Origin of the sequence: Thioalkalivibrio sp. ALJ2 (genome assembly GCF_000378325.1) — a bacterium.
Taxonomy (GTDB): domain Bacteria; phylum Pseudomonadota; class Gammaproteobacteria; order Ectothiorhodospirales; family Ectothiorhodospiraceae; genus Thioalkalivibrio.
Map to the genome: position 1 here is coordinate 334,505 of NZ_KB899555.1, position 20,696 is coordinate 355,200.

Below are 20,696 nucleotides of genomic sequence, written 5' to 3' on the forward strand. Positions count from 1 at the left end.
AGGTAACGGATGGGCAGATAAATCGCGCCAGATTCGTTGATCCCCTTCTGGGTAGACCTTTATGGTTCGCTCACGCACACGTCTCGGGCTTTTTATACACGCCCGATCCGATCTTGTTTGTCTAGGGGGAGAATATGACCAGCACCGCTTTCAAGCGAAACGCACTCGTGGCTGCAATCGCTTTGGGCTCGGCGGCGATGATAGCGCCGTCCATTGGTTCCGCCGCGCCGGTTGGTAACTTTGCTACCTCCAGTGATAACCGCTGGAGTGTGACGATTGGGGTGGAACACTCGCGGCGCGATGTGGAGCAGCGTGGCGAGACGCGAGTTGGATCGGAATCCCTGTTAGAACGTGACATCCTCGTGAGCGAAGTAGGCGAGGTGCCGGTTGCTACGGAGTACGAATCCATCAGTGGTATTGACGCCCGGGAAGATCACTCGGACCTGTTCGCCCAGATCAACTTTTCGGTCACGCCGAGGATCGAACTGTATGGACGTCTTGGTGCCAGCCGGACCCGGCTGAGTGGATTCAGCGATTTCGACAACCATTGGACCACGCGAGTGCAGTCTGGCGAAGACGAATTCACTCAGCGAGACTCGGTGCGACGGTCCGGAGACGAGTTGAGTTCGGGGCGCACCGATACGGGCTGGGTGGCCGCAGTGGGCGGCAAGTTCAACCTTCACGAATGGGAAGCGCAGAACGCGGCGCTGAATCTGGATGTGATGTATCAGTGGCGTGATGCCGATGCGAGCTGGAACCTCGCGTCTGACAATGGCGGCGGAGATCGGCTGGACATCGATGGCTATTCCAGCGAGGAGTGGCATGCAGCCCTGGTTGTCGAGCGAACGACTGGCAGCTTCCGTCCTTACGGCGGCATCAAGTACAGCCGGATCAAGTCGGACTATGACGTGGTGCGCTCCAGCTCGTGGTCGAGTGAACTGGATGGTCAGAGCGACACGCTCAGTATGCGAAACCAGCGAGAGCTGGGGTTCGTGGGCGGCATGGAGCAGCTGGTCAGCGACAACCTCAGCTTTGTGGGCGAAGTGCGCGCGGGAGACGAGACCGCGCTCAATCTCGGGATGCGTTATCGGTTCCAGTAGCCGACGCTGCCGTTAGTACTACCGCAGAAGGCCCGCTATAGCAGTGGGCCTTCTTTTTTTGGCCCACATGTCCCCGGAACCGGCTTATCTTTAAGCCGCTTGTCGCAGAAGCGTCGACCGAAGCTGGACCGACCTGCTGCGGCCTGGGTCACCGTTGGAGCCCAGTTGGATCGCCTCACGCCGGCCGTAGTGGAGCGGTAGGCCAGTATCCATAACGTCGAGATTGGCAAAGTGGTGGGTACGAGCGACGCACCCCGATCGCCGATCATTCCTGCGCGGCTTCCGGAATGACGATCGCGAGGCGCTGGGCGCTACACGGAGCGCCGACGGTCTCGAAGAAAGGTCCGCGTCCCTTGATCGGGTGGTCAATCGATCGGGTCGACCCGGATCTGAAGGGACAGGGCGTCGCGTTCGCGGGTGGTGAGACGGGAGGCTATGCCGCGTTCGCCGAGGTCGAGGGTGCGGCCCACTCCGGCGAGTTCGTGCCATGCACCGGGGTCGATGGTGATGGAGGATTCGAGGGACTGGCGTTCCACGCGGCCCATGGTGGTGTGGGGTGGCTGTTCGTGCAGCTGATAAATATCCACGCGGATGCGGCCGTCGGGCTGTGTGTGGGGTTGCACTCGGAAGCCGCGGGCGGTGTCGCGAAAGACGGGTTCCATGCCGAAGCCGGCGCGGCCGGCGAATACGCGGAAGCCGTGGGCCTCGGTTTCGCCGACCAGGATGATGGCCTCGGTACCTTCGCGTAATCGGATCTGCTGGGTCTGGTCGTCGTGGCGGGTGGTGGTCCAGCGCCGGGCGGTACCGCGGGCCTGGGTGCCATCCGGGCCGGATTCGATGTCGATCCCTGCACCGGTTTCCTGCCGGGGGCGCTCGCTGCTGCGGCGTACCGAGAGGACGAGATCCTGGGCGCTGTGGTCGAGTTCGGCCACGACCTTGCGGATCTGCACGAGGGTTTGGGCGTCGGCGCGAACCAGGAGGCGGAACCCATCGGCGCGCAGCGTGGCGGCATTCCCGAACAGGCCCTCTAGCTCTGGCAGGATCTCGGCGGCCGGGCGATTTTGCAGCGGGAGCACGGCGACCTCGGCCTGTGGGTCGCGGGCCAACGCAGGTGCCGAGAGTCCGGGCAGTAGCAGGCTCCCCGCCAGGATGCGCAGGGTGTGGCGCCTAGACCATGAGCCTGCGCAGTTCGATCGCTTCATCGCTGAGACTCCAGTTCGCCTCGAAATCCAGGGCGGCCCGCTGGGTGCCCCCACGATCATCGACATCCCCCCGAAGGATTCGTTGCCCTCCAGCCTGCGTCAGCTGCATCCAGCCGCTGTGGTCAGCGATTGCGGTCAGCGTCAGGGGGCTCTCCTCGGCGGCATCGAGCCGGCGCACGGTGACGGCGGTGGGCAGACGCTTGATGGTTTCGACCAGTCCAGGGATGCGATCCCGCAGCGCCAGATCGTCGTCCACCAGAATGCGGATGTCCGTATGCCGGTGGCGGCGCGCGATGTTGGCCAGATACGAGCCCAGCTCCAGCCCGCGAAACTCCGCCAGGAGTCCCACGCGCGCATGCAGCCAGAAGCGCCGCCGGGTTTGGTCCAGCAGCTCCCCGAGCAGCACGGCGGCATCTTCCATCACGGGGTCGGTCGTCGGTTCGGCCATGCAGTTGCCTCCGGGCAGGGTCTCTACTCAGCATAGGCAACTACCGCCCATCGCGCATCTACGCGCATTCGCAGTCAATGGAGATGGATGATTCGGTTCGAGCGGCTGTGCCGGGAAGGGGCCGTACCAACAATCGCGGTCACCCACAGCGTGGTGTGCGGCCCGAGTATTTTCGGAGGACTCGCAACTCGCGAGCAGGTGTTGGTTACCTGGCCTGCGCCAGGGGCTGGCGGATGCGGCGGAGCATGCGGCGGTGGGGGATGCCGGCGTCCTCGAAGGTGTCGGAGATGATGAAGAAATCGTGCTGGGCGTAAAAGCCCAGGCGGGTGTTTTGGGCGTTTAGCCAGACCTCGCGCCAGCCATGGCGGATGGCGGCCTCGACGGCGTAGTCGAGCAGCCGCGAGCCGATTCCGTGGCCGCGCCAGGGTTCGCGCACGGCCATGCGCCCGATCTGACCGGAGGGCAGCATGCGCAGGGTACCGATGGGTTCGTCGCCGGGGCCGATGGCCAGCCAGTGCAATGCGGTCACATCCAGACCGTCGAATTCCAGCGGCTCGGGGACGCCCTGTTCGTCGATGAAGACCTCGCGTCGGACGGCGGAGATGGCTTCGGCGTCGGCGGGCCAGCTGGCCTCGCGGAACTGAATGCGTTGTTGCATGGCTGGGGTCCTCGACCAATCGGGGCTCGACCACACGGGGCGGGTGGTGGGCGGATCCCGCTTTCCATAAGCCCGGAAATTTGCATTCTAGTCGACGAATCCAGAACCGTCCTGTGACTGGTGTCCCAATAAACTGGTGATTGGGTACTAGTTTGCGCTCATCGGTGGGGAGGGGTCTTGAGAATCTTGGATTATTGGGAAGTCATGTGGGGCGCGCGCTCGTCCCGGTCGTGGGGCTCCAGGACTACCTGCATCAGGTCGACACGCTGGTGCTCGAAACCGACTTCGCAGTAGGCGAGGTAGTAGCGCCACATGCGCAGGAACTCGGGCGAGTATCCCAGGGCCTCGATAACGGGTTCGGCATGACGCACCTCGCGATCCCAGCGACGCAGGGTTTCGGCGTAGTCCTGCCCAAAGAACTGCTGATCGCCGATCGCGAGGCCCGCCTGGCGGGCGGCGGCGTTGAAGCGGGGGACGGACGGCAGCATCCCGCCCGGGAAGACATACATCTGGATGAAATCGGCGTTGTTGCGGTAATACTCGAACGCGGCTTCGTCGATGGTGATGACCTGCAGTGCGGCGCGCCCGCCTGGGCGCAGGCAGGCACGCACAGTCTCGAAGAAGCTGGGCCACCATTGCTGTCCGACCGCCTCGAACATCTCGATCGAGACGACGTGATCGAACTGGCCGTGCAGATCCCGGTAATCCTGCAGGCGCAGTTCGACACGGTCGGAGAGACCGGCCCGCTCGATCCGCTCGCGAGCGTAGTCGAGCTGCTCTTGCGACAGGGTAATGGCCGTGACCTGATGGCCGCGACGTGCGGCGAGTTCGGCAAAGCCGCCCCAGCCGCACCCGATCTCGAGGATGTGGGACCCGGGGGCGGCGTCGAGTTGATCCAGCAGGCGCTCGTACTTGCGCTGCTGGGCACTTTCCAGTGCCTCGTCGCCGCGGCTGAACAGGGCCGCGGAGTAGCTCATGCTCGGATCCAGCCACATGCGATAGAAGTCGTTGCCTAGATCGTAGTGGAAGCGGATGTTGGCACGACTGCCGCGGCGGCTGTTGCGGTGCCACCAGTGGCGCAGGGCGTCGAATTGACGCTGGACCACGGGGCGAGCCGCAAGATCGGCCAGCGCCGCCTCGTTGTCGGTGGCGAGGTGCAGGAGGCCCTTCAGGTCCGGCGTATTCCAGTCCCCCGCAATATAGCCCTCGGCAAAGCCGAGATCGCCGTGGCGCAGGATGCGCAGCAGCGTCCGCCAGGGCCGCTTGAGGTGCCAGATCACTTCACGTCCGGGTTGCTCGCCCTGTACGACCTCCCGTTCCCCGCGTGGGCCGACCAGCGTCAATTGTCCCTGCTCGAGACCGCGCAGGGCCCGGGCGATCAGTTGCAGGGCCCAGTGCCGGCGGGTCGCGAACCCGGTCGTCGCGCTTCCTTGTTCGACGGACATCAGTGCATCTCCTTTTGCGGCGGCGCAGGGCGCGGGTGGTAGCGTCCGCCGCGCAGCCAGATCTTGAGTGCCTGCCAGTGAATCAGTGGCAGGACCTTGAGGGTCATCCAGGGCTGGTGCATCAATGCGGCCAGCAGCGTTCGGTCGGCAAAGTCGCGCAGGCGGCCGTGCTGGGTTGCGACCAGGAATGGTGAACCCGCCTGGGTCTCGCGGATTGCCAACCGCACGGTGGCCCCGCGTTCCAGCCGTGCGGGCGAGATGGTGAAGGCGTAGCGCGCATCCATGTCGATGAACGGGGATACATGAAAGGCCTTGTCCTTCTCCTGGCGTACCGGCGTGGTCATGGCGCACCCGCCTTCGTGCAGCAGGTAGTGGTGGTGCTCGCCGAAGGTGTTGCGGACTTCCAGCAACACGCCACGCAACCCGCCATCCGCGTGATAGGCGAACCAGGCGCTGAGCGGGTTGAACGCGTGCCCGAATACGCGCGGCATCGCGAGCAGGTGGATCGTGCCGCCCGCGAGCTCAATGCCGTGCTCCGCGAGACGGGACTCGATCCAGGGCCGCCAGGGGCGACCGTCGCGGGGGCCATGGTCGCGGGTATGCAGGCTGAACAGGTTGAAACGATTCAGGGAGAAAGCGCGGCAGCGGGCCGCGGTGGCCTCCAGGCGATCAATGTCGAACAGCGCGGCGATTACCGGGTAGCGAAAGCGGTACGCCGGCGCCGCAATGCGCTGGTGCACAACCGATGTGTAGACGAGGGCCGCGTCCATGCCAGCGCCTCAGGCATCCTCGGGGCGCGCAGCCGGTGCCGCGGTCGGCGTCGCGCCACCGCCGTTGACCGGCTCCGAATCCACCGCCACCGGCGCGGGTGTAGCACTCGGCGTGGAGCCCCAAGGGGGCGCGATGCCCATCGCCTCGCCGATCGCGACGGCGGAGCGCAGCCCGTCCTCGTGAAAGCCGTCGCCCATCCAGGCCCCGGCGAAATGGAGTCCGTCCTGGCCCTGGCGGTCCATCAGGCGCTGGCGCGCGATCTCGGCGGGGGCATCCATTACGGGATGTTCCCAAAGGTGCTCGCCAAGCACTGCGGTGGGGTGGGGCTCGCGCCAGGGATTCAGGCTGATCACGTAGTCGCGGCGACGCTCCAGGTTGTGCAGGCGGTTCATCCAGTAGGAGACCGAAACCCGTTCACTAGGCTGCGTGGTGCGTCCGCTCAGGTAGTTCCACGAGGACCAGACGCGGCGTGAGCGGGGCATCAGGGTGGCGTCGGTATGCACGATGGCGCGGTTTTCCTGGAAGCGGCAGTCCGCCAGCAGGCCGTCGAGCGCGGGCATGGTTCGCCCCAGGAGGCGGCGGGCGTCGTTCGCATGACAGGCGAACACGACTTGATCGAATCCCTCGGAGCGCTCCGCGGTCAGCACACGCCACTGGCCGCCTTCGGGGATCACGGCGCGGACGGCCTCGTGGATGACGCTACGTGGCTCGAGCCGCGCGGCGAGGCGCTGCACATATTCGCGGCTGCCACCGCGCACGGTGCGCCACTGCGGGCGGTCGCGCAGGTCCAGCAGCCCGTGGTTGCGAAAGAACCGCAGGAAACTCGCGGACGGGAACTCGCGGATGGACTCCGGCGGCGCGGACCAGATCGCGGCGGCCATCGGCAACAGGTAGTCCTCGATGAACCCCTGGCCAAAGCGGTGCCGCGACAGAAAATGGCCCAAGGTGCCCTGCGGGGTCTCGCCGCGCTCGAACAGTCGGTGGCCCAGGCGGTTGAAGCGCAGGATGTCGGCACTCATGCGCAGAAAGCGCGGGCTGAGCAGGTTGCGCCGCTGCGCGAACAGGGTGTTCAGGTCGCTGCCGGCGTATTCCACGCCGTGGGGATGCCGGGAACAGGAGAACGACATTTCAGTCGGCTGGGTCGGCACGCTTAGGTCGCGAAAAAGGCGGGTCAGCAGCGGGTAGTTGCGCTCGTTGTACACCACGAAGCCGGTATCGAGGTGCGTGGGGCCCTCCGGGTCGGATACCTCGATGGTGTGGGCATGACCACCCAGTTCGGGCGTCGCCTCGAACAGGCGCACCTGGTGGCGCGACTGCAGGATCCAGCCGCTGGCCAGCCCGGCGATGCCGCCACCGATGACGGCGATGCGAGAGGTGCTCATGATGACGGTTCCGATTCCATCAAAGGGTGATGTACATCTTATACAATACCTGTACAATGCCTGCAAATGGTCGTCGTCCAGAATACGGCGCACAGTGAGCCCCGCACAGCCCGGGGCGCGGAGGGTGCAGCGATGCGTAGGGGTAGTCGGTTGCTTGTGGTGATAGAGCTGTTGAGGGCAGGCCTGACGTCCGAGGACCGGCGTTTGCGCCCCGCGATCGAGGCCGCGTTATGAACGACACCGCCCAGACCATGAGCGGCTGGCCTGCCGAGGTGCGCCAGGCACTGGTCGAGCACGAGGTCGTCGCGATCACCTCCGGGCTGTCCGATGTGCGCGATGCCGTGGCCCTGCTGGATGCAATGCTGCCCGGTCGCTGGGTGCGCCTGGAGTGGGGCATGGGCTCTGCTCACAACCGCGAGCAGTTTCATGCCCTGCAGCAGGCGACCGGGGCCGATGTATTGCCCTATTTCGTTGCGCGGGACGGTGCAATCGGGGGGCTCCCCGAATTGCGTGAGTACCTCGGTGCGCGGGCTGTCGCGGCCGGGGCTAACAGAGGTCCGCGTGACGTCGCGGAACGGGTAGGGCAGACGCAACAGTCCCAGGAAGCCTCGGCACCGATGCTTCAGGTGCTGGGATACGGAGGTCTGATCCCCTTTGTGGTCCTGGGCTTCGGGGCCTGGATGGCCCAGCCGGAATGGCAGGTTTTCGCGCTGGAGGCCCTGGCGTTTTATGGTGCCGTCATCCTGTCGTTTCTCGGAGCGATCCACTGGGGCCTTTACCTGGCGGATCGTGAGCACCGGGTGGGCCCGCTGTCGGCACCCGTGTGGGCGGTGGTCCCGGCGATCCTCGCCTGGCTGGCGTTGCTGCAACCGCTGCCCGAGGCGCTGATGACCCTGGCCGCGCTGTTTTTGGGGGCGCTGTGGGTGGACCGGTTGAGCCTGCGTGGGCGGCCGTTGCCGCGCGGGTACCTGGGACTGCGCATGGCGCTGACTGCGGGGGCTATCGTTTCGCTGGCCTCCGGGCTGGCCGTTATCATGGTGCGCTGACGCGCCCGCACGCCCCTAGGAATGCCGAAGATGGCACAGAACAAGGACCTATCGATGCAAGCAGATGCCCGTACCGCGGACGAACCCGTGACCAGCGCAGCCGATGGGCGGCCGCTGCCGGCCCCCGAGGCCCTGGCCCGTCATTATCGCGAGATCCTCGCCGGCCTGAATGAAGACCCGAACCGCGAGGGTTTGCTGGATACGCCGATGCGGGCGGCCAAGGCGATGCAGTACCTGACCCGGGGCTATCACCAGGACCTCGACACGATCGTCAACGGCGCGCTGTTCAGCTCCGACAACGACGAGATGGTGCTGCTGCGCGATATCGAGCTGTACTCGCTGTGTGAGCACCACCTGCTGCCGATTATCGGCAAGGTGCATGTCGCCTACCTGCCGAATGGCAAGGTGATCGGCCTCTCCAAGATCGCGCGGATTGTCGATATGTTCGCCGCGCGCCTGCAGATCCAGGAAAACATGACGCGGCAGATCGCCGAGGCCCTGAAGCAGGTCACCAATGCCAAGGGCGTGGGCGTGGTCGTGGACGCCAAGCACATGTGCATGACCATGCGCGGGGTGGAGAAGCAGCACTCCTCGATGGCGACGTCGGTGATGCTGGGTGCCTTCCGCGAAGATGCGCGTACCCGTCGCGAGTTCCTCAACCTGATCCACGGCTCCCGCGACTGAACCGCTGGCGGCGGGGCCCTGAACCGGCGAACCGGCGTCGAGTGATTACATCGGGCGCAGCGGGATACTGAACGAGATGTAGTTGACCCCGGCCATGCGCAGGTGTCGCACATCCTGCGCGAGGCTATTCAGCAGGTACAGCCCCAGTTCGCGCAGGGACTGCTCGTCGTTGTGACCCCATTGCCGGGCCTTGCGCAGCGAGGCCTCGTCGACTTCGGCCGCCGCACTGCGGTCGATCATCTCCACCGCGAGGTGTTCGCCCTCGCGTTCCAGACGGACATCCACCGGGCGGCTGCGCCCCGGCTCGCTGGCGGCCTGTTCGGACAGGTGCATGAACACCTCTTCCAAGGCCACCTGCAGCTTGACGGACTGCTTCTCCGGCAGACTCAGACTCTCGCCGAACTCCCGCGCCATGGCCTGGATCTGCGGCAGGGATTCGGCCTCGGGCGCGAAGGTGCTGCGGCGTCGTGGGCGCGGGCGCAGGTTGAAGATCAGGCTGATGGCGACCGCGACGGTGCCGCCCGTGGTCACGCTGTTGTTCATGAACGGCCCCAGCGCGTCCGGGATTAAGTGATGGAAGAACAACTGGTTCTGGAACAGGAAGCCGGTGGAGAACGCCACGCCGATGATCAGCCCGCTCTGGTAGCTCAGGCCGTCCTGTGCGCACAGGCGAATGCCGGCCACGAACAGCAGCGCCAGAAGGATCAGCAGGAAGGCTCCGAAGACCGGGCCGGGGAGCGAGATCATCACCATGTTGAGTTTGGGGATGAGTGCGACCAGGGCGAGGAAGCCGGCGAAGTAGTAGCCGACGCGCCGCGCAGCCATGCCGGTCAGCTCGATCGAGGACACGCCGATCCCGTAGGTGGTGTTCGGCAGCGTACCCAGGCCGCCGGCGATCATGTTGCCGACCCCGTCCGCATAGAGGCCGCCGCGCACGCGGTCGTAATCAACCTTGCGCGGGGTCCGGTGGGAGTTGCGTTGCGCGACCATGGTGTCGCCCACCGACTCGACCGATCCGACCAGGGTGACGATGATGAAGGTCAGAAGTAGTGTGAACCAGGCGGTCGAGAACTCGAAGTTGAAGCCCGGCCATTCCAGTGGCGGCAGGCCCAGCCAGGCGGCGTCCGCGACCCTGGAAAAGTCAGTGATGTTGAATGCAACCGCCACCGCGACGCCAACCCCGAGCCCGATGATGGGTGCCCAAAGGCGCAGCATGCGACCGCCGAAGATCGCCAGCAGGATGGTGAAGCCGAGCGTAAACAGGGCGACGACCAGGGCGCGCCAGGTGCCCTCGTACTCGCCTTCTCCATGCATCATGTCGGCCGTGGACGGGATCACGGTCAGCACCAGCAGCATGATCACGACCCCGCTGACGGTCGGCGTTATGATGCGCCGGAACAGACCCAGGTAGCGGGCGAACAGTAACTGTGCGGGTGCGGACAGGATGGCCAGCGTCGCGACCAGCGCCATGCCGCCGACCATGGCCGCCTCGATGCCGACGGCCAGATACGCGGTCGAGGTGCCCATGAAGATCAGGTAGCCCGAACCGACCGGCCCGACGCGACGAACCTGGACCAGCGTGGCGAGCGCACTGCCGATGAGTGCGGCAAAGACGGTCCACTGGGTGGCGGCCAGGTCGAGGCCGATGGTGCGCGCCAGAATCAGGGGCGCGAGGATAATGGTCGGGGCGACCAGGATCAGACTCTGAAGGGCGCTGAGCGCGCATTTCCCGACCGGCGGATGGTCATCCACCTCGTAGAGAATCTTCGATTGCGAGGGTTCGGTCATTGCATCACCGCGTGGGGAGCACGAAAGCGCCGAATCGTATCAGGGTAAGGGGGGAGTGACCGCGCAGGCGTGAGTCAGGCGTTGGCCCGCGCCGACCCCGGTCGTGGGCCCAGGCAAAAAAAAGGCCCGGTGGGAGTCCGGGCCGAACGTTCAGACAACCGTGTGATGGAGTCTTTGAGTCTGAACGGCGGAACAGCGGCGGCCGTTGCCAGGCGCCGATTTATCCGCTCTTGCCTCGGTGGACAGGGGTGTTGCCCACAGGTTCCTTTCGGATCCGGGTATCACGCGAACGCGTTCACATTTTGCGGCGCGTAGAATGGTCTCCATGCGCGGAGTGGAACAGATTCCCTGGCTTTATGACGCCCTGATGGGGCTGGCGGACGCGCTCGGTTTCCGTGGCTGGCGCCGGCGTCTCGTCGCGGGGGCACGGGGTCGCGTCCTCGAGCTGGGCTGCGGCACGGGCCGCAATCTTCCTCTGTATTCCGACCCGACGCAGGTGGTTGCGCTCGATCCAGATCTGGCGGCCCTGCATCGGGCGCGCGATCGCGCGCCCGGGGCGCTTTTTGTGGTCGCCCGGGCCGAGGCATTGCCATTTGCCGATGCACGGTTCGACACGGTCGTGTCGGGGCTGGTGTTCTGTTCGGTTCAGGATCCGGAGCGGGGGCTGGCGGAGATCCTCCGTGTGCTGGGCACCGAGGGCCAGTTACGCATGCTCGAGCACGTGCGGCACCGCCGCCCGAGCCTGGGCTGGATGCAGGATCGCGTGCAGCCGACCTGGACCTGTGTGACCGGGGGCTGCCACCCGAACCGTGATACCGAGGCGGCGGTAGAGCGCGCCGGGTTCGCGATCGAGGCGGAGGATCGCGAGTCGCGCGGGGTCATGCGGCGCTTCGTGGCCCACCCAGAAAAATTCGAGGCGAACTCTAAAGTCTGAGCATTCGTGGTCGTCACCCCGGGAGAGCCAGGTCCGAATTGACGCTGAACGCGCCCGGCGGGCTGGCTCTACATTCGAATCAGGAGTGAATGATGGATGCCAGTGCGATTGCCAGCCAGGCCACGCAGATGAGCCAGCAGAACATTGCCATGCAAAAGGATGTGGCAGTGCAGAAGAAGGCCATGGAATCGGAAGAGATGGCGGCACAGGGCCTGTTGCAGGCCATGCCGAACATCAGCGAGATGCAGGCGACCTCCCAGGGCCTGCCCGACCACGTGGGCAATAACGTCGACACGACCGCCTGATTGCCCATACGGTCACCCCGACGCCCCGCCGGAGCGCCCCGGTGGGGCGTTTTCGTTATGGGTGCTGCGTGCTGCGCGGGGTCAGGTGGTTTCGGAGGCCTCGGCGCGGGATTCGTCGGCAGCGGGTTCCGGCTCGGTCGCCGTGTGCTGGTCGATCCAGTTCTTGGCGGCGATCAGCAGGCCCATGGCCATGAAGGCGCCAGGCGGCAGCAGGGCCAACAGGAAGCCATGCTCCGACGGGAAAATCTGGATGGTCATCGCGTGGCCCCACTCGCCGAACAGCAGGTGGGCGTTGTCCATCAGCGTGCCCTGGCCCAGGACCTCGCGCAGCGCGCCCAGCGCAATCAGTACGCCGGTAAAGCCCAGCCCCATCATCAGCCCGTCCAGCGCGGCGCGCGGGACCGAGTTGCGTGACGCGAAGGCCTCGGCGCGGCCGATGATCGCGCAGTTGGTCACGATCAGCGGGATGAAGATGCCGAGGATCAGGAACAGGCCGTGGAACCAGGCGTTCATCGCCAGTTCGATCGCGGTCACGATCGAGGCGATGATCAGCACGTAGACCGGGATACGGATCTCCGGGCGGGCGTGGCGGCGGATCATCGAGACCAGCACGTTCGATAGCAGCAGCGTCAGGGTGGTCGCGATGCCCAGCCCGATGGCGTTGACCATCGTCCCGGAGATCGCCAGCAGCGGGCACAGGCCGAGCAGCTGGACCAGGCCCGGGTTGTTGTTCCACAGGCCGTCGCGAATGATGTCGGTCAGGGTCGGGTTCATCAGTCTTTCCCTATCGGTTCGACCACCGCGCCTTCCTCTTCCTTTGGCGCGGTCGCGAGCAGGTCGTCGCGGTAGTCGTCGAAGTATTCCAGTGTGCGGCGCACGGCGCGAACCACCGCACGCGGGGTAATGGTGGCGCCGGTGAACTGGTCGAACACGCCGCCATCGCGCCGCACCGCCCAATCGCCAGGCTCGGGGTCGCCCAGGGAGCGGCCTTCGAAGCCATGGATCCAGTCGGAGCGCTCGGCCTCGATCGCATCGCCCAGTCCCGGCGTCTCGCGGTGGCTGGAGACGCGTACGCCCAGCAGTTCGCCGTCGCGGTCCACGCCGATCAGCAGATGGATGTTGCCGCTGTAGCCGTCGCGCGCGACTGCCGAGAACACGATGCCCATGACGTTGTCGTCTGCGTCGCGTGCGAACCACGCCGGCAGGTTGTCGCCTCCCAGACGCTCGTCGCTCAGCGCCGCCGTATCGTGCACCGGGTCGTTGGCGTAATCGAGATCGCCGGTGAGCTCCGCGATGCGGTTGCGATTGACCTCCATGCGGTTGTCCGCGATGCGCGCCTCGGTGCCTTCCTGCACCAGTGCGACCAGTCCGGCACCGGCCGCCGCAAAGCCGGCCAGCAGGACGGTGGCGATCAGGATGTCGCGCGGTTTCAGGTTAAGCATGACCGTCGCCTGGCGGCGGCCCGCCGCGGCTGCGCCCGAAGACTCGGGGTCGCGTCAGGTGGTCGAGCGTCGGGGCGACCATGTTCATCAGCAGTACGGCAAAGGCGACCGCGTCCGGGTAGCCGCCCCAGGTCCGGATCACGAAGATCAGCACGCCGATCCCGGCCCCGTAGAGGATGCGGCCGAGCGGGGTGGTGGAAGCGGAGACCGGATCGGTGGCGATGAAGAACGCGCCGATGATGACCGCCCCGGAGAACACGTGGAAGGCGGGCGAGGCGAACGAGTCCGGGTCCAGCAGCCAGAAGAAGCCGGCCGGGATGGCCACGCCCAGGATGACCGCCACCGGGATGTGCCAGTGGATGATACGGCGGAACAGCAGGTACAGCCCGCCGAGCAGGAAGAAGTTGCCGACCCATTCCCAGCCCGTCTCGGTGAAGGTGCCAAACAGCGGGCTGGCGGTGATCTCGCCCACGGTTCGCCCGGAGACCAGCCCCTCACGCATCGCATCGAGTGGTGTCGCGCGCGTGACCGCGTCCCACGCCTGGGCGCCGGGGAGGCTGCCGGTCAGGACGGTCTGCAGGGTCTGCAGCAGGCTCAGCGGGGATTCCGGCAGCGTGCTGGGGGCCGGCCAGAGCGCCATTTCGCGCGGGAACGAGACCAGCACGACGACATAGCCGACCATCGCGGGGTTGAACGGGTTGTAGCCCAGCCCGCCGTACAGGTGCTTGGCGACGATGATCGCGAACGCGATCCCGATCAGCGTGACCCAGAACGGCGCCAGTGGCGGGATCGCCAGCGCGAACAGCCAGCCGGTAACGATCGCGGAGTTGTCCGCCAGCGTGGCCATGACGGGCCGCTTGCGCGCGGCGACCATCGCCGCCTCCAAGGCCACCGCGAACAGCACGCCCAGCAGCACGTTGACCAGCACGCCCCAGCCGAAGAACCAGGTCATGGCCAGGGTGCCGGGCACCAGCGCCATCAGCACCTGCTGCATCACGCCGCCCACGGAGTGCGCCGGGATCACATGGGGGGAGGATTGCGTACGAAAGCGCATCAGCGGCCGTCCCCGTCCCGGGTGTTGTCTGTCGTGGAGGTTGCCTCGCCGGTCGTCTCCGAGCCGGACGCCTGATCGCTGTCCTGCGCGGGCTCTTCCGCGCGGGCGGCCTTTTTCTTCTGGGCGCGTTCCAGTGCCGCCTGGATCGCGGCCTGCTTGTCGCCGTCGGCTTCCTTGTTCTTCAGCGCGGCCTTCTTCTTCGCCAGGCGCTCGGCCTTCTCGCGCTCCTCGCGCTCGATGCGCTCCTGGCGGAACTCGTAACGCTCGCGCGCGATGTCCGACTTCTGGCGCTCCTTCTCCCGCGCCCAGATCTCGTTCTTGGCATAGCGGTAGTACTGCACCAGCGGGATGTTGCTGGGGCAGACATAGGCGCAGCAGCCGCATTCGATGCAGTCGAACAGCCCGTAGTCCTGGATCGCGTCGAAGTCCTTCGCCTTTGCCTGCCAGTAGAGCTGTTGCGGCAGCAGCTGGGCCGGGCAGACGGCCGCGCACTCGGCGCAGCGGATGCAGGGCATGACCGGGCCGGGCGCGGGCGTGTCCTGGGGGCGCGTGGCGAGCAGGCAGTTGGTGGCCTTGATCACTGGCATGGAGTCGTCGTGGACCGCGAAACCCATCATCGGGCCGCCCATCACCAGCCGGTCGACGCCTTCGGCATAGCCTCCGGCCGCCTCGATCACGTCGGCGAACGGGGTGCCGAGCAGGGCCTCCACGTTGCGCGGGTGTTTCACGCCGGGGCCGGTGACCGTGACGATGCGGGACAGCAGCGGGCGGCCCTGGATCACCGTGTCGCAGATCGCCTTGAAGGTGCCTGGATTGTGGCAGACCATCCCGAGATCCGCAGGCAGGCCGCCGCTCGGGACCTCCTGGCCGGTCAGTACCTTGATCAGCTGGCGCTCGCCCCCGGTGGGATAGATCGAGGGGACCGATACCAGCTCGATCAGATCGCGCAGCTCGGGGGGCAGGGTCTCGGTCAGCGAGCGCATCGCCTCCGGCATATTGTCCTCGACCGCGAACAGCACCCGCTCCACGCCCAGCAGGCGGGCGGTAATGCGAATCCCTTCGAACACCGCCTCGGGGGCGGTGCGCAGCAGCATGTCGTCGGCGCTGATGTAGGGCTCGCACTCTGCCCCGTTGACGATCAGTGTGTGGATGCGCTGGCCGGCGCGCGGGTTCAGCTTGACCGCTGTGGGGAAGGCCGCGCCGCCCAGCCCGACGATCCCTCCGGCGCGCAGGCGCTGGCGCAGCGCGCGCAGGTCGCGGGTATCCCAGTCCAGCCAGGGTTCCATGCGGGCCTCGCCCCAGTCGTCGCGCCCATCGGGCTCGATTACCACGCAGGGGGCATTGAGGCCCGAGGGGTGGGGTACGGGGTAGAGGTCGATATCGACCACTTCGCCGGAGGTGGGTGCATGCACGTGCGCCGCGATGTAGCCCTTGGACTGGCCGATGCGCTGGCCCTTGGTCACGTGGTCGCCGACCTGGACGCAGGCTTCGGTCGCCTCGCCGATATGCTGGCCAAGCGGTACGGTCAGTTTCGCGGGCACGCCCATCACCAGCACCGGATTGGCGGTACTGGCGTCGGTCTCGTCGGCCAGTTTCAGGCCTCCATGGAAGCGGTGCAGCTGCATCGGCGTATTCTAACGTTTCGCGGGTGCGGGGCTTAGTGCCCGCTGCGCGAGACGTCCGCAATCGCGTAAATGGGCCGCTCGATGGGCGAGGGTTCCGGCTCCGCCCAGCGCCACTCGGTGATATCGGTCTGGACCGGCACCATGTCGATGCAGTCGACTGGACAGGGTTCGATGCACAGTTCGCAGCCGGTGCATTCCTCCTCGATCACGGTATGCATCTGCTTGGCTGCGCCCAGGATGGCGTCCACCGGGCAGGCCTGGATGCACAGGGTGCAGCCGATGCAGATGTTTTCGTCGATCACCGCGACGGCCTTTTCCTGTTCCTCTTCTTCCAGCGGGGTCGGCTCGCGGTCCAGCAGGTCCGCCAGCGCCTGGACCGTGGCCTGGCCACCGGGCGGGCAGCGGTTGATGTCGGCTTCGCCTGCAGCGATCGCCTCGGCATAAGGGCGGCAGCCAGGGTAGGAGCACTGGCCGCACTGGGTCTGGGGCAGCAGGGCGTCGATCTGGTCGACGACCGGATCCGCCTCGACGCGAAAGCGCTGCGCGGCAAAGCCGAGGATCAGTCCGAACGCGGCGGCCAGACCGCCGATCGCGAGGATGGCGTAGACGACACTCACAGCCGCACCAGCCCGGAGAAGCCCATGAACGCCAGCGACATCAGGCCCGCGGTGACCATGGCGACCGCGCTGCCGCGAAAGACCACGGGCACATCGGCCACCGCGATGCGTTCACGAATGGCGGAGAACAGGATCAGCACCAGGGAGAAGCCGACCGCGGCGCCGAAGCCGTAGAGCGCGGATTCGACGAAGTTGTGTGCCTCCTGGACGTTCAGCAGGGCCACGCCCAGCACCGCGCAGTTGGTGGTGATCAGCGGCAGGAAGATGCCCAGCACGTTGTAGAGCAGCGGGCTGGTCTTGCGCACCACCAGCTCGGTGAACTGGACCACGGCGGCGATCACGAGGATGAACGCGATGGTGCGCAGGTACTCGAGCCCCAGTGGGGTCAGCAGGTATTCGTTGATCACGTAGGAACTGACCGCGGACAACGTCAGCACGAAGGTCGTGGCCAGGCCCATGCCGGTGGCCGTCTCGACCTTGCGCGAGACCCCCATGAACGGGCACAGGCCCAGAAACTTCACCAGTACGAAGTTGTTCACGAGGATCGTACTGATGAGGATCAGGACGTATTCCACGTTAATTCCGAGTCGTCAGGTCAACAAAATAGTATCAGGGACTGCTTATCCCGACTCAACCCTTCCGGGGCGCTGGTTTTGCGTGGGAGCGGGCCTGCCCGCGAAGCCCCTGCAATAGCCGGACCTTGGCGGGCGGCATTCGCGGACAGGCTTGCCCCTGCAGGATAGAGTCTAGTCGCCTGCCGGGATGAGCGATTCCAGGCTGCGCAGTGGGTGTTGGTCGGTAGCCGCCGGGTCGGTGAACGGGCGGGCGGTCTGCAGCCAGGCCTGGTGTGCGGCATCCAGCTCCTCGCCGCGCACCGACAGCAGCATGATCGCCTCCGGCGCGATGCCGATCTCGTCGGCCAGACGGCGGTAGCTGCCGGCATCGCGGCGACCGCCGATGCGGGTGTCGAACAGCCCGGTCAGACGCTGCTCCACCTCCGGATACGGGCCGTGACGCAGCCAGTCGCGCTGGACCGGGGCCGGGCTCGCACCAAAGCTGTACAGGGCCACGCTGGCATCGTCCAGCGCCATCAGGGCGCGGGCCGTGTCGTCCGACAGCTCAGGGCGCAGCATCGAGGCCTCCAGGGCGTCGGCCCAGATCAGCCCCTGTAGCTGGCGCAGGGGCGTGATGTCCTGTCCGCCGCGAATCCAGGCGCGGATCTGCGCGAGCAGCCCGTCGACGTCCAGCTCGCGGCCGGAATAGGCGAGGATATCCGCGAGCACGCGTTGCACCGCGGTACTCTCCGCGTGGCGCTCGAGAAAGCCCGGCAAGGCCTCCAGCGAATAGGGCTCGAGCGTGTCGCGCAGTACGCCGGGCGGCGCCAGCACCCCCTCGAACGAGAGGATCAGGGCCTGGGGCGCGGGATTCGGTGACATGTTCATCGGCTCATCTGGTGTGCAAGCGTCTCGCACTGGAACATGAATTCGAAGGCCTCGACCCGGTGCAGTGCCAGCTCCACGCTCGCGCCCCAGGTATAGAGGCCGTGGCCGCCGATCAGGAACCCGGCGAGATTCGGCTCGCGGGTCATGGCGGCGTCGACCCGCGCGGCCAGTTGCTGTACGTCGGGGTCGTTCGCGAACACGGGCAGGTCCAGGCCCCGCGCGGGATTCTTCACGCCGGGCAGTTCGCGCAGGACCTCGTAGTCGCGCAGGGCAAGCGTGCCGGGGAACTGGCGCGACAGTACGGTCGCATGTACGGAATGCGTGTGCAGCACGGCGCCCAGCTGGACATCGTGGCGGTACATGATGATGTGCAGGAAGGTCTCCGGGGCCGGCTCTTCGCTGCCGGCGACCACGTGGCCGTCGAGATCGACCACCAGGAAGTCGTGGCGGTCGAGAAAGCTCTTCTCGCGATTGGGCGCGGTGACGGCGATATGCCGGTCGTCCAGGCGCGCGGAGAAGTGGCCGGTGCGCGCGGGCAGCCAGCCGCGCGCCGAGAGATCGCGGCCTGCTTCGGCCAGCAGGCGTACCTGCGCCAGGAATTCGGGGCTTTGGTCCATGCGTCCGGGTATCGACAAAAGAGCGGCAGCTTACGCGAGCCGTGGGTGCAAATCCATGACGCGGGCGGCCTATTTGACCCGCATCCCGGCTTGGGCGCCGTCGTCCGGGTTCAGGATGTACAGCTCCGAGCCGCCGGGGCCGGCCGCCAGGACCATGCCCTCGGATACGCCAAAGCGCATCTTGCGCGGCGCGAGGTTGGCGACCATCACAGTATGCCGGCCGACCAGGTCCTCCGGCGCGTAGGCCGACTTGATCCCGGCAAACACCTGGCGCGTCTCCGAGCCGATATCGAGGGTGAGCTTCAGCAGCTTGTCGGCACCTTCCACGTGCTCGGCACTGGCGATGCGGGCGATGCGCAGGTCCACCTTTGCAAAGGTGTCGAAGTCGATGGTCTCGGCGATGGGGTCCACGTCGGGCTCCGCTTTGGTGCTGGGGGTGGGCGTTTGCGCGGTCGCGGCCAGGGTGGCCTTCGAGGCCTCCAGCAGCTTGTCGACGGTCTCGCCTTCGATGCGGGTCATCAGCGGCTTGAACTTCTCGATCGAGCGCCCGACCAGCGGCGCGCGCGTGTCCCAGGCCAGGCTGTCCAGCCGGAGGAAGGCCGCAGCGTCGGCCGCCAGTCGCGGCAGCACCGGGGCGAGGTAGACGATCAGGATGCGGAACAGGTCCAGGCCCTGGGTGGAGATGGCCTGTACCTCGGCCTCGCGGCCCTCCTGCTTCGCCAGCACCCAGGGCTGGGCCTCGTCGATGTATTGGTTGGCCTGATCGGACAGCGCCATGATGCGGCGGATGGCCTGGGCGTATTCGCGGTTCTCGAACGCGGCCGCGATGGCGTCGCCCTCGGCGACGAAGGCCTCGTGCAGGTCCGGACGTGGCAGCTCGGCCGCCAGCTCGCCGTTCGAGCGCTTGGTAATGAAGCCGGCGCAGCGGCTGGCGATGTTGACCAGCTTGCCGACCAGATCGGAGTTCACACGCTGGACGAAGTCGTCCAGGTTGAGGTCGAGGTCGTCGACCCCGGCACCCAGCTTGGCGGCGAGGTAGTAGCGCAGGGATTCGGGGTTCAGGTGGTCCAGGTAGTCGCGCGCGCGGATGAAGGTCCCGCGCGATTTGGACATCTTCTGCCCGTTGACGGTCAGGAAGCCGTGGCAGAACACCGCGCTGGGCGTGCGAAAGCCCGCGCCGTGCAGCATCGCCGGCCAGAACAGCGTATGGAAGTACGCGATGTCCTTGCCGATGAAGTGATACAGCTCGGCATCGGAATCCGCGCCCCACCAGGCATCAAAGTTCAGGCCCTGCTTCTCGGCGTAGGCGCGAAAGCTCGCCATGTAGCCGATCGGCGCGTCCAGCCAGACGTAGAAGTACTTGCCCGGGGCGTCGGGGATCTCGAAGCCGAAGTAGGGGGCATCGCGCGAGATGTCCCAGTCGGTCAGGCCCGCATCGAACCACTCGTCGAGCTTGTTGCGGATCGCGTCCTGCAGGCGGCCGGAGCCGGTCCATTCGCGCAGGAAGGCCTCGAAGTCGCCGAGTTTGAAGAAGTAGTGCTCGGACTGGCGCGACTCGGGACGGGCGCCGCTGATCGCGGAAACCGGGTCTTTCAGGTCCAGCGGGCTGTAGGTGGCTCCGCAGGCCTCGCAGGAATCGCCGTACTGGTCCTCGGCGCCGCAGTTGGGGCAGGTGCCCTTGATGAAGCGGTCGGGCAGGAACATCCCGGCCTCGGGGTCGTAGGCCTGGTCGATGGTGCGCGTCTCGATGTGCCCGGCGTCGCGCAGCGCGGTGTAGATGTGGGCGGCCAGTTCGCGGTTTTCGTCCGAGTGGGTCGAGTGGTAGTGGTCGAAATCCACTAGGAACTCGCTGAAGTCGGCCTCGTGCTCCTGGCGTACGCGCGTGATCAACTCTTCGGGTTCGATGCCCTCGGCGCGGGCCTTCAGCATGATCGGCGTGCCGTGGGCGTCATCCGCGCAGACGTAGATCACCTCGTGGCCGCGCGCACGCTGGAAGCGCACCCAGATATCGGTCTGGATGTACTCGACCAGGTGCCCCAGATGGATCGGCCCGTTGGCGTAGGGCAGGGCGCTGGTGACCAGGATCTTGCGCGGCGTGTCTGTCATCGTCGGACTCGTGCGTCGGTAGCGGCGGGC

21 protein-coding genes are annotated in these 20,696 nt (G+C 66.4%); 5 read left to right on the forward strand and 16 right to left on the reverse strand.

Translation table 11 applies throughout. The features are described from left to right. Nucleotides 1–302 precede the first annotated feature (302 nt). Entirely contained in the window at nucleotides 303–1,100 is a 798-nt protein-coding gene (locus tag F468_RS0106840) for a hypothetical protein (protein ID WP_026296506.1), read from the forward strand. A gap of 365 nt (nucleotides 1,101–1,465) precedes the next feature. Here F468_RS0106840 and F468_RS0106845 read toward each other — a convergent pair whose 3' ends face one another. The 6 genes from F468_RS0106845 to F468_RS0106870 form a co-directional block, all read right to left on the reverse strand. Then, nucleotides 1,466–2,206, reverse strand: a complete 741-nt coding sequence (locus tag F468_RS0106845) for a hypothetical protein (protein ID WP_018994815.1) — start codon at nucleotides 2,204–2,206, stop codon at nucleotides 1,466–1,468. A gap of 61 nt (nucleotides 2,207–2,267) precedes the next feature. Continuing rightward, on the reverse strand, nucleotides 2,268–2,750 hold the full coding sequence (locus tag F468_RS0106850) for a hypothetical protein (protein ID WP_018174146.1): 483 nt from the start codon (nucleotides 2,748–2,750) through the stop codon (nucleotides 2,268–2,270). Between the two features lie 205 nt (nucleotides 2,751–2,955). Further along, nucleotides 2,956–3,408, reverse strand: coding sequence for a GNAT family N-acetyltransferase (locus tag F468_RS0106855; protein WP_018174145.1), 453 nt, complete (start codon nucleotides 3,406–3,408; stop codon nucleotides 2,956–2,958). A 191-nt stretch (nucleotides 3,409–3,599) separates the two neighbouring features. Next, nucleotides 3,600–4,853: a cyclopropane-fatty-acyl-phospholipid synthase family protein gene (locus tag F468_RS0106860; RefSeq protein WP_018994816.1), complete on the reverse strand. Its 1,254-nt coding sequence runs from the start codon at nucleotides 4,851–4,853 to the stop codon at nucleotides 3,600–3,602. Beyond that, nucleotides 4,853–5,623, reverse strand: a complete 771-nt coding sequence (locus F468_RS0106865) for a DUF1365 domain-containing protein (RefSeq protein WP_018994817.1) — start codon at nucleotides 5,621–5,623, stop codon at nucleotides 4,853–4,855. The genes F468_RS0106860 and F468_RS0106865 overlap by 1 nt, the downstream gene beginning before the upstream one ends. Before the next feature lie 9 nt (nucleotides 5,624–5,632). Continuing rightward, nucleotides 5,633–7,006 (reverse strand): NAD(P)/FAD-dependent oxidoreductase, encoded by a 1,374-nt coding sequence (locus F468_RS0106870; protein ID WP_018994818.1) that lies wholly within the window; start codon nucleotides 7,004–7,006, stop codon nucleotides 5,633–5,635. 230 nt (nucleotides 7,007–7,236) lie between these two features. Here F468_RS0106870 and F468_RS0106875 point away from each other — a divergent pair, with 230 nt between their 5' ends. Continuing rightward, nucleotides 7,237–8,052, forward strand: coding sequence for a DUF3429 domain-containing protein (locus F468_RS0106875; RefSeq protein WP_018994819.1), 816 nt, complete (start codon nucleotides 7,237–7,239; stop codon nucleotides 8,050–8,052). Between the two features lie 30 nt (nucleotides 8,053–8,082). Further along, nucleotides 8,083–8,736: a GTP cyclohydrolase I FolE gene (folE, locus tag F468_RS0106880; RefSeq protein ID WP_018138378.1), complete on the forward strand. Its 654-nt coding sequence runs from the start codon at nucleotides 8,083–8,085 to the stop codon at nucleotides 8,734–8,736. 45 nt (nucleotides 8,737–8,781) lie between these two features. Here the strand turns inward: folE and F468_RS0106885 are convergent, their stop codons facing one another. Continuing rightward, entirely contained in the window at nucleotides 8,782–10,524 is a 1,743-nt protein-coding gene (locus F468_RS0106885; protein WP_018138379.1) for a uracil-xanthine permease family protein, read from the reverse strand. Between the two features lie 325 nt (nucleotides 10,525–10,849). Here F468_RS0106885 and F468_RS0106890 point away from each other — a divergent pair, with 325 nt between their 5' ends. Together F468_RS0106890 and F468_RS0106895 are read left to right on the forward strand one after the other, a co-directional pair. Next, nucleotides 10,850–11,458: a class I SAM-dependent methyltransferase gene (locus tag F468_RS0106890; protein ID WP_026296507.1), complete on the forward strand. Its 609-nt coding sequence runs from the start codon at nucleotides 10,850–10,852 to the stop codon at nucleotides 11,456–11,458. 92 nt (nucleotides 11,459–11,550) lie between these two features. Next, nucleotides 11,551–11,763 (forward strand): YjfB family protein, encoded by a 213-nt coding sequence (locus F468_RS0106895; protein ID WP_018994821.1) that lies wholly within the window; start codon nucleotides 11,551–11,553, stop codon nucleotides 11,761–11,763. An 81-nt stretch (nucleotides 11,764–11,844) separates the two neighbouring features. Here F468_RS0106895 and F468_RS0106900 read toward each other — a convergent pair whose 3' ends face one another. From F468_RS0106900 to metG, 9 genes are all read right to left on the reverse strand, one after another. Then, the gene (locus F468_RS0106900) at nucleotides 11,845–12,537 is read right to left on the reverse strand and encodes an electron transport complex subunit E (protein WP_018174137.1); all 693 of its coding nucleotides are present in this window, start codon (nucleotides 12,535–12,537) and stop codon (nucleotides 11,845–11,847) included. Beyond that, nucleotides 12,537–13,205, reverse strand: a complete 669-nt coding sequence (gene rsxG, locus F468_RS0106905; RefSeq protein WP_018994822.1) for an electron transport complex subunit RsxG — start codon at nucleotides 13,203–13,205, stop codon at nucleotides 12,537–12,539. Before rsxG ends, F468_RS0106900 begins: the two co-directional genes overlap by 1 nt. Next, nucleotides 13,198–14,259: an electron transport complex subunit RsxD gene (gene rsxD, locus F468_RS0106910; protein ID WP_018994823.1), complete on the reverse strand. Its 1,062-nt coding sequence runs from the start codon at nucleotides 14,257–14,259 to the stop codon at nucleotides 13,198–13,200. Before rsxD ends, rsxG begins: the two co-directional genes overlap by 8 nt. Next, nucleotides 14,259–15,884, reverse strand: coding sequence for an electron transport complex subunit RsxC (gene rsxC, locus F468_RS0106915; RefSeq protein ID WP_018994824.1), 1,626 nt, complete (start codon nucleotides 15,882–15,884; stop codon nucleotides 14,259–14,261). The genes rsxD and rsxC overlap by 1 nt, the downstream gene beginning before the upstream one ends. A 32-nt stretch (nucleotides 15,885–15,916) precedes the next feature. Next, nucleotides 15,917–16,501 (reverse strand): electron transport complex subunit RsxB, encoded by a 585-nt coding sequence (rsxB, locus tag F468_RS0106920; protein ID WP_018138385.1) that lies wholly within the window; start codon nucleotides 16,499–16,501, stop codon nucleotides 15,917–15,919. Beyond that, the gene (rsxA, locus tag F468_RS0106925; protein WP_017925285.1) at nucleotides 16,498–17,076 is read right to left on the reverse strand and encodes an electron transport complex subunit RsxA; all 579 of its coding nucleotides are present in this window, start codon (nucleotides 17,074–17,076) and stop codon (nucleotides 16,498–16,500) included. The genes rsxB and rsxA overlap by 4 nt, the downstream gene beginning before the upstream one ends. 171 nt (nucleotides 17,077–17,247) lie before the next feature. Next, entirely contained in the window at nucleotides 17,248–17,943 is a 696-nt protein-coding gene (locus F468_RS0106930; protein ID WP_018994825.1) for a hypothetical protein, read from the reverse strand. Then, nucleotides 17,940–18,560 (reverse strand): methylthioribulose 1-phosphate dehydratase, encoded by a 621-nt coding sequence (mtnB, locus tag F468_RS0106935; RefSeq protein WP_018994826.1) that lies wholly within the window; start codon nucleotides 18,558–18,560, stop codon nucleotides 17,940–17,942. The genes F468_RS0106930 and mtnB overlap by 4 nt, the downstream gene beginning before the upstream one ends. 69 nt (nucleotides 18,561–18,629) lie before the next feature. Continuing rightward, nucleotides 18,630–20,666: a methionine--tRNA ligase gene (gene metG / locus F468_RS0106940; RefSeq protein ID WP_018994827.1), complete on the reverse strand. Its 2,037-nt coding sequence runs from the start codon at nucleotides 20,664–20,666 to the stop codon at nucleotides 18,630–18,632. Between the last annotated feature and the right edge of the window lie 30 nt (nucleotides 20,667–20,696).

Bases quoted from the DNA above. Each gene is read 5' to 3' on its own strand.
- F468_RS0106850 (WP_018174146.1), bottom strand. From the start codon at position 2,750: ATGGCCGAACCGACGACCGACCCCGTGATGGAAGATGCCGCCGTGCTG.
- F468_RS0106855 (WP_018174145.1), bottom strand. From the start codon at position 3,408: ATGCAACAACGCATTCAGTTCCGCGAGGCCAGCTGGCCCGCCGACGCC.
- F468_RS0106860 (WP_018994816.1), bottom strand. From the start codon at position 4,853: ATGTCCGTCGAACAAGGAAGCGCGACGACCGGGTTCGCGACCCGCCGG.
- F468_RS0106865 (WP_018994817.1), bottom strand. From the start codon at position 5,623: ATGGACGCGGCCCTCGTCTACACATCGGTTGTGCACCAGCGCATTGCG.
- F468_RS0106870 (WP_018994818.1), bottom strand. From the start codon at position 7,006: ATGAGCACCTCTCGCATCGCCGTCATCGGTGGCGGCATCGCCGGGCTG.
- F468_RS0106875 (WP_018994819.1), top strand. From the start codon at position 7,237: ATGAACGACACCGCCCAGACCATGAGCGGCTGGCCTGCCGAGGTGCGC.
- folE (WP_018138378.1), top strand. From the start codon at position 8,083: ATGGCACAGAACAAGGACCTATCGATGCAAGCAGATGCCCGTACCGCG.
- F468_RS0106885 (WP_018138379.1), bottom strand. From the start codon at position 10,524: ATGACCGAACCCTCGCAATCGAAGATTCTCTACGAGGTGGATGACCAT.
- F468_RS0106890 (WP_026296507.1), top strand. From the start codon at position 10,850: ATGCGCGGAGTGGAACAGATTCCCTGGCTTTATGACGCCCTGATGGGG.
- F468_RS0106895 (WP_018994821.1), top strand. From the start codon at position 11,551: ATGGATGCCAGTGCGATTGCCAGCCAGGCCACGCAGATGAGCCAGCAG.
- F468_RS0106900 (WP_018174137.1), bottom strand. From the start codon at position 12,537: ATGAACCCGACCCTGACCGACATCATTCGCGACGGCCTGTGGAACAAC.
- rsxG (WP_018994822.1), bottom strand. From the start codon at position 13,205: ATGCTTAACCTGAAACCGCGCGACATCCTGATCGCCACCGTCCTGCTG.
- rsxD (WP_018994823.1), bottom strand. From the start codon at position 14,259: ATGCGCTTTCGTACGCAATCCTCCCCCCATGTGATCCCGGCGCACTCC.
- rsxC (WP_018994824.1), bottom strand. From the start codon at position 15,884: ATGCAGCTGCACCGCTTCCATGGAGGCCTGAAACTGGCCGACGAGACC.
- F468_RS0106930 (WP_018994825.1), bottom strand. From the start codon at position 17,943: ATGAACATGTCACCGAATCCCGCGCCCCAGGCCCTGATCCTCTCGTTC.
- mtnB (WP_018994826.1), bottom strand. From the start codon at position 18,560: ATGGACCAAAGCCCCGAATTCCTGGCGCAGGTACGCCTGCTGGCCGAA.
- metG (WP_018994827.1), bottom strand. From the start codon at position 20,666: ATGACAGACACGCCGCGCAAGATCCTGGTCACCAGCGCCCTGCCCTAC.